At 30.8% G+C, this 13,913-nt stretch carries 7 protein-coding genes; 4 read left to right on the top strand and 3 right to left on the bottom strand.

Annotation, left to right across the window (positions count from 1 at the left end):
• Positions 1 to 125 precede the first annotated feature (125 nt).
• Positions 126 to 1,814: a DNA polymerase III subunit gamma/tau gene (gene dnaX / locus PHEL85_RS04200; RefSeq protein WP_036821444.1), complete on the top strand. Its 1,689-nt coding sequence runs from the start codon at positions 126 to 128 to the stop codon at positions 1,812 to 1,814.
• Positions 1,815 to 1,906: 92 nt separating this feature from the next.
• Here dnaX and PHEL85_RS04205 read toward each other — a convergent pair whose 3' ends face one another.
• A complete protein-coding gene (locus PHEL85_RS04205; RefSeq protein WP_036821450.1) occupies positions 1,907 to 3,727 on the bottom strand; it encodes a cation:proton antiporter in 1,821 nt (606 codons plus the stop codon).
• 122 nt (positions 3,728 to 3,849) lie between these two features.
• On the opposite strand from PHEL85_RS04205, the gene PHEL85_RS04210 reads away from it, so the two are divergent.
• Both PHEL85_RS04210 and PHEL85_RS04215 read left to right on the top strand, forming a co-directional pair.
• Positions 3,850 to 4,683, top strand: coding sequence for a universal stress protein (locus tag PHEL85_RS04210; RefSeq protein ID WP_036821451.1), 834 nt, complete (start codon positions 3,850 to 3,852; stop codon positions 4,681 to 4,683).
• The gene (locus tag PHEL85_RS04215) at positions 4,684 to 6,873 is read left to right on the top strand and encodes a SulP family inorganic anion transporter (RefSeq protein ID WP_036821452.1); all 2,190 of its coding nucleotides are present in this window, start codon (positions 4,684 to 4,686) and stop codon (positions 6,871 to 6,873) included. It begins immediately after the preceding gene.
• Between the two features lie 160 nt (positions 6,874 to 7,033).
• On the opposite strand, the gene PHEL85_RS17235 is transcribed toward PHEL85_RS04215, so the two are convergent.
• On the bottom strand, positions 7,034 to 10,708 hold the full coding sequence (locus tag PHEL85_RS17235) for a LodA/GoxA family CTQ-dependent oxidase (RefSeq protein ID WP_052108445.1): 3,675 nt from the start codon (positions 10,706 to 10,708) through the stop codon (positions 7,034 to 7,036).
• 29 nt (positions 10,709 to 10,737) lie between these two features.
• Positions 10,738 to 12,387 carry a hypothetical protein gene (locus tag PHEL85_RS04225; protein ID WP_156109101.1) on the bottom strand — a complete coding sequence of 550 codons (1,650 nt, stop codon included), beginning with the start codon at positions 12,385 to 12,387 and terminating at the stop codon, positions 10,738 to 10,740.
• Positions 12,388 to 12,548: 161 nt separating this feature from the next.
• Between PHEL85_RS04225 and PHEL85_RS04230 the strand changes: the two genes are divergently transcribed.
• Positions 12,549 to 13,889, top strand: a complete 1,341-nt coding sequence (locus tag PHEL85_RS04230; protein ID WP_036821457.1) for an NAD(P)/FAD-dependent oxidoreductase — start codon at positions 12,549 to 12,551, stop codon at positions 13,887 to 13,889.
• Positions 13,890 to 13,913: the final 24 nt, after the last annotated feature.

Genomic DNA, 13,913 nt, shown 5'->3' on the forward strand with positions numbered 1-13,913 from the left:
TTTTATTAAGAAACCTACTTGTAAAAAAAGAAGTTACTACTTACTTTTGTTCATCTATTGTGCATTTTATTTCTAGAATGTCAGTACAATACAGAATAATTTAATTATCAAATAGAATCTAATACATGGAGCATTTTATAGTTTCTGCGCGTAAATACCGTCCACAAAATTTTGCGGATGTTATTGGGCAACAAGCCATTACAAACACGTTAGAAAAAGCTATAGAAAATAACCATTTAGCACAAGCTTTGTTATTTACAGGTCCTAGAGGAGTTGGTAAAACGTCTTGTGCAAGAATTTTGGCAAAAACCATTAATCAACAAGATGCAGATATTGCAGACGATGAAGATTTTGCTTTTAATATTTTTGAATTAGATGCAGCTTCTAACAATTCTGTAGATGATATTAGAAGTTTAACAGACCAAGTTCGTATTCCGCCTCAAACTGGTAAGTACAAAGTATATATTATAGATGAGGTACATATGTTATCTCAAGCAGCTTTTAATGCGTTTTTAAAGACCTTAGAAGAACCACCTGCGCATGCTATTTTTATTTTAGCAACTACAGAAAAGCATAAAATTATTCCGACTATTTTATCTCGTTGTCAAATTTTCGATTTTAAAAGAATTGGTGTTTTAGATGCTAAAAATTACCTAAAAGTAATTTGTGAAAAAGAAAACATTACTGCAGAAGATGATGCTTTGCATATTATTGCTCAAAAAGCAGATGGTGCAATGCGTGATGCTTTGTCTATTTTTGATAGAGTTGTTAGTTTTTCTGGAAGCAATTTAACGCGTGAAGCTGTTACCGAAAACTTAAATGTATTAGACTACGAAACGTATTTTAATATGACAGATTTAATGTTATCTAACAAAATACCACAAGTTTTAAATGCGTTTAACACCGTTTTAGCAAAAGGTTTTGAAGGACACCATTTTATAAACGGTTTGGCAAGTCACTTTAGAGATTTATTAGTTGCTAAAGACAAAGCCACTTTAGAATTACTAGAAGTTGGTGATGCTGCTAAAAAGAAATATTTAGCACAAGCTACCAAAGCAAGTATTCCTTTTTTAATGCAAGCCATTCACAAAGCAAATGATTGCGATTTAAACTTTAGAGCGAGTAAAAATCAGCGATTGCTGGTAGAATTAACCATTATGCAGATTGCCTCTATCACTTTTGATGGAGAAAAAAAAAAGTCAGCTAACTACATAATTCCTGCAACATTTTTTCAAGCACTTTCTCCTGCTGTAAAAGAGATTGCAAAACCGATTCAGAAAAAGGCACAAACACCTCAACCTCAAAAAGTTGAAGTACCAAAGCCAAAACTAGCAAAACCTATTTTAAAATCTGCACAAAAACGTACTTCTTCTTTGTCTCTTAAGAGTATTCATGAGAAAAAAGTAATTAAAAAAACCGCTGAAGAAGAGAATTTCGACAATCATCCTAAAGATATTTTTACAGAAGAAAAGTTGCAAACACTTTGGAAAGAATATGTTGCTTTTTTAAACAAAAAAGGAGAACGAAGTATGGCTTCTATTGTAGGTACAGACTTACCAAAATTAGGACAAAACTTTAAAATTTCTTTTACGGTACCTAATAAGTTAATGGAAGATCAGTTTAGAAAAGGAAGACCTAGATTATTAAACTTCTTAAGAGAGAAATTAAATAATTATGGAATTGATATTCTTGTTGTTCTGAATGAAAAGGTAGAAAAAAAGTTTGCATACACGCCACAAGAAAAATTTAATAAGATGAAAGAAATGAATCCTCTGATTGATAAATTACGTCAAACTTTTGAGTTGGATATGTAACGTTTTAATAAAATGTTCTCGATACAATATTTTTATTTCAACGAATTCAGATGGACATTTTAGTTACTTATTGTATTTGTAATAATTCAACTTTATAGATTTTTCCCCAAGTAAATTAAAGTGCAATTATCCTTATTTCCTTCTAGCTTTTCAAACTCAGGAATTAAGTATAACTTTTCTCCTTTCTTCACAAATAATAATACAGATTTAAGTTCGTTAAATAATTTAGAAACCATCGTTTTGTACTCTTCTTCTGATGTAATTTCTACCTCATAAATTTCAGGATTTTCTCTAAAAGCTTCACTTAAATTTAAAAAATCATCTTTAGGAGTAAAGAAATTATTTTTAATTTCATCACTTAAATTAGGGGCCAAAATCTCTTCTGAAGTTGCCAATCTATAAGAACCTTGTTCTCCAAATTCTTTAGAATAACTACTAACAGCAAATTTATTTACAGCTTCGCTAGCTGTCATTGCAATTAGATAACCAACGTCATTTAGCTCGATATTATCAGACAATTCTTGACTATATACATCTAAATTAAAAGCTTCTAAACCAGTATTTAAACACTCTTCAATAGAAGTTTTACTTGAATCTATTAAGATTACTCTTTTTCCGTTATCTTTTAAGTACTTTGCAATTAATCTTACAGGGTTTGAAGCTCCTATAAACAAAATTGCATCAGAAGTTTTTAGAAAAACACCTACCATTTTTGCAAATAATCTAGCAGTTGTTGCATTGAATAAAACGGTTCCTAAAACAATCATAAAAACCAAAGGAGTAATATATTCTGCACCTTCAATTCCTTGTTTTAATAATTTACTTCCAAATAAAGAAGCAATACCTGCAGCTACAATTCCTCGAGGTCCAACCCAACTTATAAATAGTTTTTCGTTTAGTTTTAATTTAGAATTTTTGGTACTTGCAAAAACGGCTAAAGGTCTAATTACAAAAACTACAATTGCAAAAAGTGCTGCTGTTTTCCATGTATACAACAACATTAAATCTTCAATATTTATATTGGCAGATAATAAAATAAAGAGAATAGAAATTAATAATACACTTAAAGATTCTTTAAAATAAAGCAGCTCTTTTATGTTGGCTAATTTACCGTTTCCTAAAACCATTCCCATAACAACTACTGCCAATAAACCAGATTCATGTGCAAAAATCTCTGACAAAACAAAAACCAATAAAACAGCAGATAAAGAAACTACGTTTAGTAAATAATGAGGAATTAACTTTTTATTTGTTGCAAAAGCCAATGCGTGTGCAAATGTAAATCCGAAAGAAGTTCCGAAAAGTAAAATTTTACCAAATTCCATTAAAGCCGTTTTTGTAAAACCACTTCCTCCTCCAACACTAATAAACTCAAAAACCAATACTGCAACCAAAGCACCAATTGGATCTATTAAAATTCCTTCCCATTTTAAAACTGTAGAAATATCCTTTTTTAAAGGAATGTTTCTTAAAATTGGTGTAATTACTGTTGGTCCAGTAACAATGATTAATCCAGAAAAAAGAAAAGAAAGATCCCAACTTAAATTAAAAATATAATGCGCAACAATACCTGCTCCAAAGAAAGTAATGGCAGAACCTAAGGTGATTAACTTTGTAATAACAGGCCCCACATTTTTAATTTCGCTTCTTTTTAAGGTCAAACCACCTTCAAAAAGTACAATACTAATTGCTAAAGAAACAAAGTAGTATAAACCATCTCCTGGGAAAAGTCCTTTTTTACCATTCCAAATTGGCTCTATCCATTTTGCTCCATCTTCACTTAAAAATTCAGCTGCAATTGGGCCTACTAATAAACCAATTAAAATTAAAGGTAAAATTGCAGGGATTTTAAATTTCCATGCAAACCACTGTGCTAATATTCCTAAAATAATGATTCCTGCTAATTCTAACATATTTTTATTATTCGTTTAATTGTAAATTTAAGAATGTTTAGGTATCCTAAAAATAATTTTATTGTTTTTTTGTTTCTTTTAAAGTTTCTATATTGCCTTTAGTTAATCTTTAAACTACATTTTTGCAAAAAATTAATAAAATTTTAATTGGTGTTGCATTTTCTCCAAACTTAAGGGCTAATATATTTGAAGCAGCTAGACTCGCTAATATGTTTGATGCTGAATTAGTTGGCGTACATGTTGGAACAAAATCTAATCAAAAAGAATCAGATTTAAAAGCACTTTTATCTGATGCTGATGCTTTACATAAACCTTTCAAAATTATCTGGAAAGAAGGAAATCCTGTAGAGGTAATTCTAGAAACTTGCACACAAGAAAGCATAGACTTACTTATTTTAGGAGCTTTACAGAAAGAAAACCTATTAAAATACTACGTAGGTTCTATTGCCAGAAAAATTACAAGAAAAGCTCCTTGTTCTGTATTATTATTGATTAAACCATCTGTTATAAGAGTTGCTTGTAAGCATATTGTTGTAAATGGTTTAAAAGATGAAAGAACAGAAGAAACCATAAAAACTGCTTTTGTTTTATCTGAACATCTAAAATGCAATAAAATTACTATTGTAGAAGAAGTTAGTCAGGGAGAATTACAAGTAAAAGTAAGTGATGATAAAACTTTGCGAAAAGCAACCATTGCTAAAGAAAGATTGAGAACAAGAGAAAATCAGCGTGTAAAAAATATTTTAGGAGATATTAGTAATAAAGATATCACTGTAAAAACACAACCTATTTTTGGTAAAAGAGGATACTCTATTGGCCATTATGCAAAGGTAAAAAGAGCTGATTTATTAATAATGAACGCACCAAATAAACTTGGTTTTTTCGATAGAATTTTCCCTCATGATATTGAGTATATTTTATCTGAATTGCCTACTGACGTTTTAATTGTAAAATAGATGCCGAAAAAGAATACATTTAAAACGTTTATTAGCGATATTCCACAGAACTTATTTTCTGGCTTTGTAGTTTCATTAATTGCCCTTCCTTTAGGTTTAGGTTTAGCGTTAGCTTCTGGAGCACCTCCTATTTCTGGTATTATTGCTGCCATTATTGGTGGTACTGTAGTTGCTATTATTGGAGGCTCTAATGTTACCATTACTGGTCCTGGAAATGGTTTGGTGGTTGTTATTTTAGCAGCCATTACAACTTTAGGCGCAGGAGATATGCATCAAGGATTTTTATACACACTTGCAGCCATTGTAATATCTGGTATTGTAATGATTATTCTTGGATTTTTAAGAATGGGCTCTTTGGGCGATTTCTTTCCTGCATCTGCCATACAAGGAATGTTAGCAGCTATTGGAATAGGAATTTTTGCAAAACAAATACATGTAATGTTTGGTAATTTAAACGCCAAAGGAAGCATTATAGAGCTTCTAATTCAAATTCCTGAAGGAATTATAAACTTGATTAAAACCGATAATTCTAGCATGTTTTATGCAGGTTTGGTTGGTATTGGAAGTTTGTTAATCATGATTTTTTATGGAAAAATTAGAAATCGATATTTTCAGTTAATCCCTGCTCCTATGTGGATTGTGGTATTAAGTGTTGGTATGTATTATTATTTTGATTTGGTTTCAGATACTGCTTATCCTATTGATAAAAGTTTATTAATTGCTTTACCAGATGATATTTTATCCAATTTTGCTTTTCCAGATTTTTCTATCGCTTATCAAGGTAACTTTATAAATGCAGTAATTGCCATTACTTTAATTGCGAGTATAGAAAGTTTATTAAGTATTAAAGCCGTTGATAAATTAGATCCTTTAAAAAGAAGATCTAACGTAAATAAAGACATACGTGCTTTAGGTTTAGCCACTGTTATTAGTGGTTTTTTAGGCGGATTAAATGTAGTTACTGTAATTGCAAGAAGTTCTGTAAATGTTAATAATAAAGGAACTAATAGATCTGCAAACTTTTTTCATGCTGCTTTTTTAGTTGCTTTTATCTTATTATTTGCTTCTGAATTACGTAAAATTCCTTTGCCAGCATTAGCTGCTATTTTAGTATTTACAGGTTACAAACTAGCTTCTCCAGACAATATTAAAAAAGTATTTAGTATTGGTTCTGAGCAATTAATTATTTTCTTAGTAACATTACTTACAACAATAGCTACAAGTTTAATAACCGGAATTATTGTAGGTATTTTAATCACTTTTGTAATACATGTAATCATTAATAAAGACATCCTTTTATTTATTAAAAACGTTTTAAAACCAAATGTTTTAATGTTTAAAGAAGATGACAAATACTATGTGAGTGTAAAAAACTTTTCGAGTTTCTTAAACTACACAAAACTAAAATCTAAATTAGATCAAATACCAGAAACAGAAGAGGCAATCATCGATTTTTCTCTATGTGATTTTGTAGATCATTCTGTAATGGAAAACATGAGTAATTATGTAGAATCATTTGCTAGGAAAGGTGGTGATTTTGAAGTGATTGGTTTAGATGATTCTAAATCTGGAAGTGAACATCCTTTTGCGTTGCGTAAAATATTACCTAAACAAATAATACCAAAAGAAGGTGTTTTAACGAAAAGACAAAAATCAATACAAAGTATTAGTGAAAATATGCATTGGAAATACAATGCTTTTTCTGCTCAAGAAATGGAAGAATTACCAACTTTCGGGTATTTTAAAACACGGAAAATAGACAAAGTTTCTAACGTACTTTCAAATGAAGATTGTACCATTTTTGATGTACAATTTTCTGAAGGAGAAATGATTGCTAAGCAAGTAATTAAAGCTACTATGTTGCATATTCATACTTTAAAACCAGTCCCTAATTTTACATTAGACAGAGAAGGTATTTTTGAATATATTTTAGAGTTTGCAGGTTATAAAGACATTGATATAAATAATCATCCTGATTTTAGCAAACGTTTTTATTTAGCTGGAGAAAATGAAGAAAAAATTAGAGCATTTTTCACAGATGATTTAATTTTGTTCTTTGAAAGCAACAAACAATTCCATATTGAAGCTTCAGTAAACGGATTACTTATTATTGGTAATGAACGTTTAGCTAGTGTTAAAGAAATTAAAGCACTCGCCTATTTTGGTATGGGATTACAGAAAACGATATAATAAAAAAACCTAAGAACAATATTAGTTCTTAGGTTTTATATTCTTTAAAAGATTTGATTTACTTTTATATAGAAAATGTTAACCTACAGTCTTTAGACTTAATTTCAAGACCAAGAATGACATAATTTCTATCAATAATATTTAATTATCATATTAATATCTAATTAAAAACATAACAAGCTATTCCTTCAGAAGTGTAGCCTAAGTTTTTTGTTGCATTATCTCGTTCAGAAACTGAAGTTGTATAAAAATGATCGTGAATTTGACCATTATATAACCTATATAACGGTATAGTGCCTTCTATTTGAGATAGGTAGACATAACAAGCTATTCCTTCAGAAGTATACCCTAACTTTTTTATTGCATTATCTCGTTCAGAAACTGAAGTTGTATAGAAATGATCGTGAATTTGACCATTGTACAACCTATATAAAGGCATAGCTCCATCAATTTGAGGCACATAAACAATACAAGCTATTTCTTCAAAAGTATACCCTAAGTTTTTTACTGCATTATCTCGTTCAGAAACTGAAGTTGTATAGAAATGATCGTGAATTTGACCATTGTATAATCTATAAAACGGCAGACTAGATGATTCTGCAGAATTAACAGGCGTACAAGGAGCATTAACATCATCTAAACAGGGAGCTCTCTCTGTTTCATCCATTACAAACATTCCTTCATCTGTGGTTCCTGAAGGTACAACAAAACCAAAATCAGACCAATATTTAACCATATGCTCATAACCTCCTTCATAAGTTGGAATGTTATCAGCATTAGGTGGTATTCCAACTGCTTCACCTCTAAACCAAAGCTTCTTATCTAATTTTGGTGGATGTAAGCTTGTATCCATCGTTACTACAATATCAGGACGCATTGCTGCCCACCATGAAACATTACAAGACCAGAAATCTCCTTGCCAAGGAATAGACATATACCCAGCTACAGAACCTGGTGTAATTGGTTGTATTAGTTTTCCATTATGCATAATAGTATCTGCAAAACGAAATGCTTCTGCAAAAAAACCTGGTTCCTTCATATAATAAGTCAATTCAATTCCTGGATGAAAACCTCCTCCAACCGTTGGCTCTAACGCACTAAAATTTAATGCTGCAGGTTGTTCAGCTAAAGGAATTTTATCTAAAGGTGTTGAAGGGAAATTCTCTGTAGGTTTTGTTCCTAGTTGAAAATTACCATTCACCCACTCTTGAATTTTCCACAATTGATGTGGAGTTAAACTCAGCCATTGGTTTGGAAAGTTTGTATTATTAAATGTGTTCTCCAGATTCGATCCTCCTTCACCAAATAAATGTGGCATTAATCTACCAGATTGTACTCCTCCATTTGGAATGCTAGGTTTTACTCCATTCACAATTTTATTTGTTGGATTTGGAATCGCTGCTGGTGGTGGTGGAACATTAGGTGTTAACTGCTCCGCTGGACGAATCGCGTTAAAAACAAATGTTCTATATGGGTTATTTGCTTCACTTGAACTTGAATATCCTGCAATAGAACCATCTCGTAAGAAATCTCCCATACTTCCTGGGGCATGCCCTTGAAATGCTGGCTCATTTACCCAAGCATAATCTGTTACCGTTTTAAGGATTGGATAAATATCTCTATAAAAAGAAATATTACTAAAATTAGCTACAATAGGCGCATAATTTGTTGATACAGTTGATGCTTTGACAAAGTTAACCTCTGTTATAAAACCAGGTTTTGTTGTTTTTTCATAAAAACCAGGTTTTCCTGTTCCAACATAGAAATCAGAGTTTTCATCAACAATCGCATAATATAATTTACCATGTGAACCTGCAATACTAGGTGACAATTTTGTCTGAGGTGCCCCAGTCACTTCTTTAAATTTAAAAGTTACTTTTACTGGTTCAGTTGGTGCTGGTGCATAATTATTATACGAACCTATATAAGAATTATTACTAGAGTCAGTATAAGCACAATACAACTCTCCAAAGAATACACCTAACACTGGATAAGAACTTGATAAAACTTTATCACTAAGAGTATTAAAAGCATATACATATGTATTTGTATTTGGCACTAAATACCTATGAGCAATAGCAATACTATCATCTGCAGTAGCAAATGCAATATACAATCCGCCATTATAAGTGACAGCACTTGGACTAGAACTTGCTAATGTTGGGCCTACAGAGCCAGAATTTAATCCTTGAAAATCGAAAGTCTTACCGTCTGATGATGTTCCTACTAATATATAACCTCCTTTTACAACAACAACATAAGCTAATTGACCATTATAAACACAGAGTGAAGGTGCGTATTGAGTAGAATTTGTTCCTATTTGACTCTCTGTCCATGTAACTCCATTATCAGTAGATACAGCTATTAAATTCTCTCCTGAACTTCCTGTATATGCTGCATAATCATCTCCATTATACCTTACAATAGTAGGTCTACCTTTTCCTGTAGCAGCAACTCCTGAAAGTGGCGCAAAAGATAATGTAGAATTTCCTGTCGCTATATTTGGCAATCCATTAGAGTCTAAAATGGCAAAATTTACTGTTCCAGAAACCGGATCTTGTTCAGGAAACATAGCTAATTGTAAATCTAACAATGAAACCACATTATTCATTGTTGGTACATACTTTGGAGGAGATACTGCAACCCAGCCTCTTTTCTTTGGATCATTATCTGTTGCAAATGATTTTCCATTAATAGTAACATTTGCATTAATACTTCCTCCTGAAGTATCATCATACCATCCTGGGTTATTGAAATACGAATTTCCATTAGAAGTTGGATCTTCATTCGTATAATACAACCAAAAACTAGATCCGCTATTTGAACCAGGGTATAAATCTACATATTCAATAGAAATGGTTACATTTTGCCCTAAATATGGTTTTAGGTTATCTGTAATATCAATAGGTGCTAAAGGTGTAATCTTTCCACTATTTCCATTGCTAAAATCATGTGAATAAACTTGAGAACCATTTACTTTAACAATACATTCATCATCAACAAAAACATCTCCTGTTCCATCATTTTTTCCTGCTAATAAGACTTTTAAGTTTCCAGAAGCGTCTTTTGGTAAATCTAACGTAATTGTATTTGTATAAAAAGTATTTGGAGTTCCCTTTGTTGGTTTCGCTTTTTGAGCTTCACCTAAAAGAGCATATAAAAAACCAGCTCCTTTTTGTACAATAATTGGTGGTTCAATCAAACATCCAGCATCACCTTTTCCTCCAACTACAATTAATCTACCATCTTTATCAGTTTCAAGTCTTCCTAGAGAAACTTCTTTTTCACTATAAGTAACATCTGTCATTCCAGATTCACCTTTCTTATACAAACTTGTAGGGATTTGTGCTTTTCCTATCCCTGAAAAAATCTTGCCCCCATCTAACTGCATTGCATTTAATCCATTTTGATTAATTCCTGAAATGGATTTCATTCCTGGATCAATAATTAAACTTGTTCTAGAATTTGGATCAGTATCAGGAATATTAGGAGAAACTCCAGGATTTCTATACTGATCTGGATTAAAACCAAATTTTCCTTGAAAAGCATAATTAGCTGCTTTTAAATTTCTCATGTGCACATCCCATTCTAAAGATACTCCATTTGCAGGATCGTGAGTTATTTCTGTTACAATTTTATGGTTAACATCATAACCATACACTCTAAAACGAGATGCTTGAGGCTTTAAAAGACCGTTAGTATCTTTATAATTCTTTCCTAAGTTAGGTACACTTCCTGGTGACTCTGGTCCAATAAAATATTCTGGACTATTTCCAACTCTTGCTGTACCAATTCCTGGAAATACTTTTATATATGATATATTTTCTAATGACATAATCTATGTTTTAAAATTTAAAATAATTTTTATTGGCCTTCTTTTAATAAAGGTTGATTTATAAAATCTACATCAACTATAGGTGCATTCTTTGTAATGAAACTAAAGTCTGCATCTTGTGCATTTCCATGACATCCTTTACAACCACCTTGAACAATTTTCTTTTTTCCTTGGTACAAATTAATAGCTTGTGGATTAAAAGTTCCTCTTAAATTATCTAAGGTTCCAGAAAAATCACGCAATGTTTGATTTGTTTCTGTAACAATATTTGATAGAAAATAATCTGTTGTATTTGCATTATTTTGTGGATGACCTTGCACACCAATCAATTTATAATATTGCCAAACTGAATTTGAGTCTAATGCTTTAATTTGTTTATAAACATTTGCATTTACCTTTTCAGTTCCTTCTAAAATTGGATTTGCTCTATAAGCATATTGCTTGTCAGGGTTTACACTTGGATTGCTATTTCTATTATAGTAAAACAAGGTATTATTTGGTTCTATGGTAGTATTTAAATTATCTACTTGTTCAAAGGTTGCAAATACATAACTTGGAAAAGTTTTTGTTTTATGAATAATATGTAAACCAACCAAACCATAAGGCAACGACAATAAAGTAGAACTAGATCCTTCTGTTTTATATGTTGGGATTGCTGGTACAATATCATAATAAGCAGTACCATCTGGATTTGGTTTTGCTAAAGTTCCTCCTCTATAATATATAATTGGTGCCGTTAAATACCTTCCACTATTATATTCTTTTAAAGTTAACTGTCTCCAAGTAGCTTTTACTTCTATAGAACCTTCTACTCCATTATTATCTCCAAAAGGAAATACAATCATATTTGAGTCTGGGTTTGCTTGATAAATAGCCCCTTTATTTTCATTTTTGATTGCATTATCTGTATACTTTATTTTTTGAGCTCTTATGGAAGCATCATATAAATAATTATCCGAGACATAATCAAACATATCTCTATTAGCTTTAGCTTCATAAATCATTCTACGTGGAGCTCCAGGTAATCCACTAGAAGTTTTTGATTTATTAACATCTGTAGCTCCAGGTGCATCAGGATCTCCATCTACAAACAACGTACATAAATTAATCTCAGAAGTTTCATCTAGATTGTTAAAAATTGTGGTAATTTGATCTAAAGGAGTTGATGAATTTAATCCTGTAATTGATTCTTGATTCTCTAAATCATAAAAATATTGTGGAGCAGTATCAAAATTTTTGTTATAATTACTAGTATTTTTTGGATACAATTCTACTCTATGCTTGTATGTTTGCCATACAAGTTGCCCAGTATTAGAGGCATTTAAAAAATCTGAAACACTTTTAGATTTATCTGGTTTTCCTCTTTCAAAAGTTGTAGTATTATAACTAGATGGCCAATTTAATGCAATAAATTCTTTCCATGCAAACTGAGACAATGCTACTTGCCCGCTATCTTTTGGGTTAGGAACATCATGAGGTACTTTATACGCATTTTCTGGAAAAAAATTAACTGATGAATAAGTAACATCAAGTGTTAATTGTGATGTAGAAGATATTGTTTTTGTTTCTGCCTTAGCCTTAAGACAACTATAAATTGTTAATAAGATTAAACTCGCTGCTGCATAATAGAACAGTGTTTTTCTACGAATAAATTTTTGGATAAAAGGTGATTTTTTCATACTAAGGTTATTTAGATTTTGGTTATCCATCAAAAGTAAAAATTAACCCCAACCATAAAAAGAGTATAAACACCTGATTGTCAATACATATATTTCTACTTAAACATATAGTGAAACTTTTTAATATTTTTGATTCATTGAATTACATCTTAAATAAAAGAATGATTATACCTAATATAAAAGTTGCTATTATTGGTGGTGGACCGGCAGGAATTACAACTGCCATAAAACTGAAGCAACATAATTTTGAAGTTGTTCTTTTTGAAGCAAGTACTTATGATAAAATTACTGTCGGAGAACATTTAGCATCAGAAGCTATTCATGAATTTAGAAAACTAAAAATACCTGACAGTCTATTAATAGAAAATAGAATTCCATGTACAGAGGTACAAAGTGCTTGGGGAAACTCTGAAATTCACTACAACGAATCTATATTTAATCCTTTTGGAAATGGCTATATTTTATCTCGCCCTGATTTTGATGCTGACCTTTTTAACTATTGCACAAACGTAGGTATTGATACTAAAAAAGGAACTCGTATTTCTAAAATAGAAAAAACAAATTCTAGATGGAAACTCTTTTATAAATCAAGTAGTATTCATGTCAATTTTATTATTGATGCAAGTGGAAGAAACAGTAAGTTTTTCAGTAATAGGAAAACAAGAAAACAGAAAGATGATGGACTTATAGGCATTACAAAAAATTTACAACCCATTGATAAATCACCTATTCTTAAAAGTCATTTACTAATTGAATCAACTTCAGATGGTTGGTGGTATACAGTACAAAACAGTTCAAAAAATTTAGTCTGTACTTTTATGACGGATATTAAAATATGGCAGAAAAATAAAGGTGCTCATAAAACTTTCTGGGAACAGCAATTAAATAATAGTATTCATACAAAAGAAAGACTTTCTAACTTTAAAACTGAAGATACTTTTTCGATACAATCTGCTCACTCTCAATTAGCAAAAAATATAATTGGAGAAAATTGGTTAAAAGTTGGAGACGCAGCACAAAGTTTTGACCCTTTATCATCCGCAGGTATAATTAAAGGTTTAAAAACAGGACAATTAGCAGCAGAAAGTATTTACAACTATTTTAATGGAAATAAAAATGCTTTAAAAACTTATGAAAACGAAATAAAAAACCAATATAAAAGTTACCAAGAAAAAAAAGCAGAATATTATGGAAATGAGCTCAGGTGGATGGACAAACCTTTTTGGTATCAAAAAAACCTAATTATTAAAAACATTAAACATTTTACAATTATTCCTCAAAATGAATTCTCTGTGATTGAAGGAAATTTACAAGAAAAAATATCTTTTCTAAATGAACAACTACCTGAAATTGATTTTGAAATACTTATTAAAAATATCAAACAATATTCTTTTGTAAAAGATGCTGTAGCATACTACTTAAAGGAACAAAAACAAACTAAAATAAATCCATGGCTTTTTCATGCTTTGGAAAGCTTAAAATTAATAGGAATCTTAAAATAAAAACAGATTAATATAAGTTTCATC

Source organism: Polaribacter sp. Hel1_85 (assembly GCF_000766795.1).
Classification (GTDB): domain Bacteria; phylum Bacteroidota; class Bacteroidia; order Flavobacteriales; family Flavobacteriaceae; genus Polaribacter.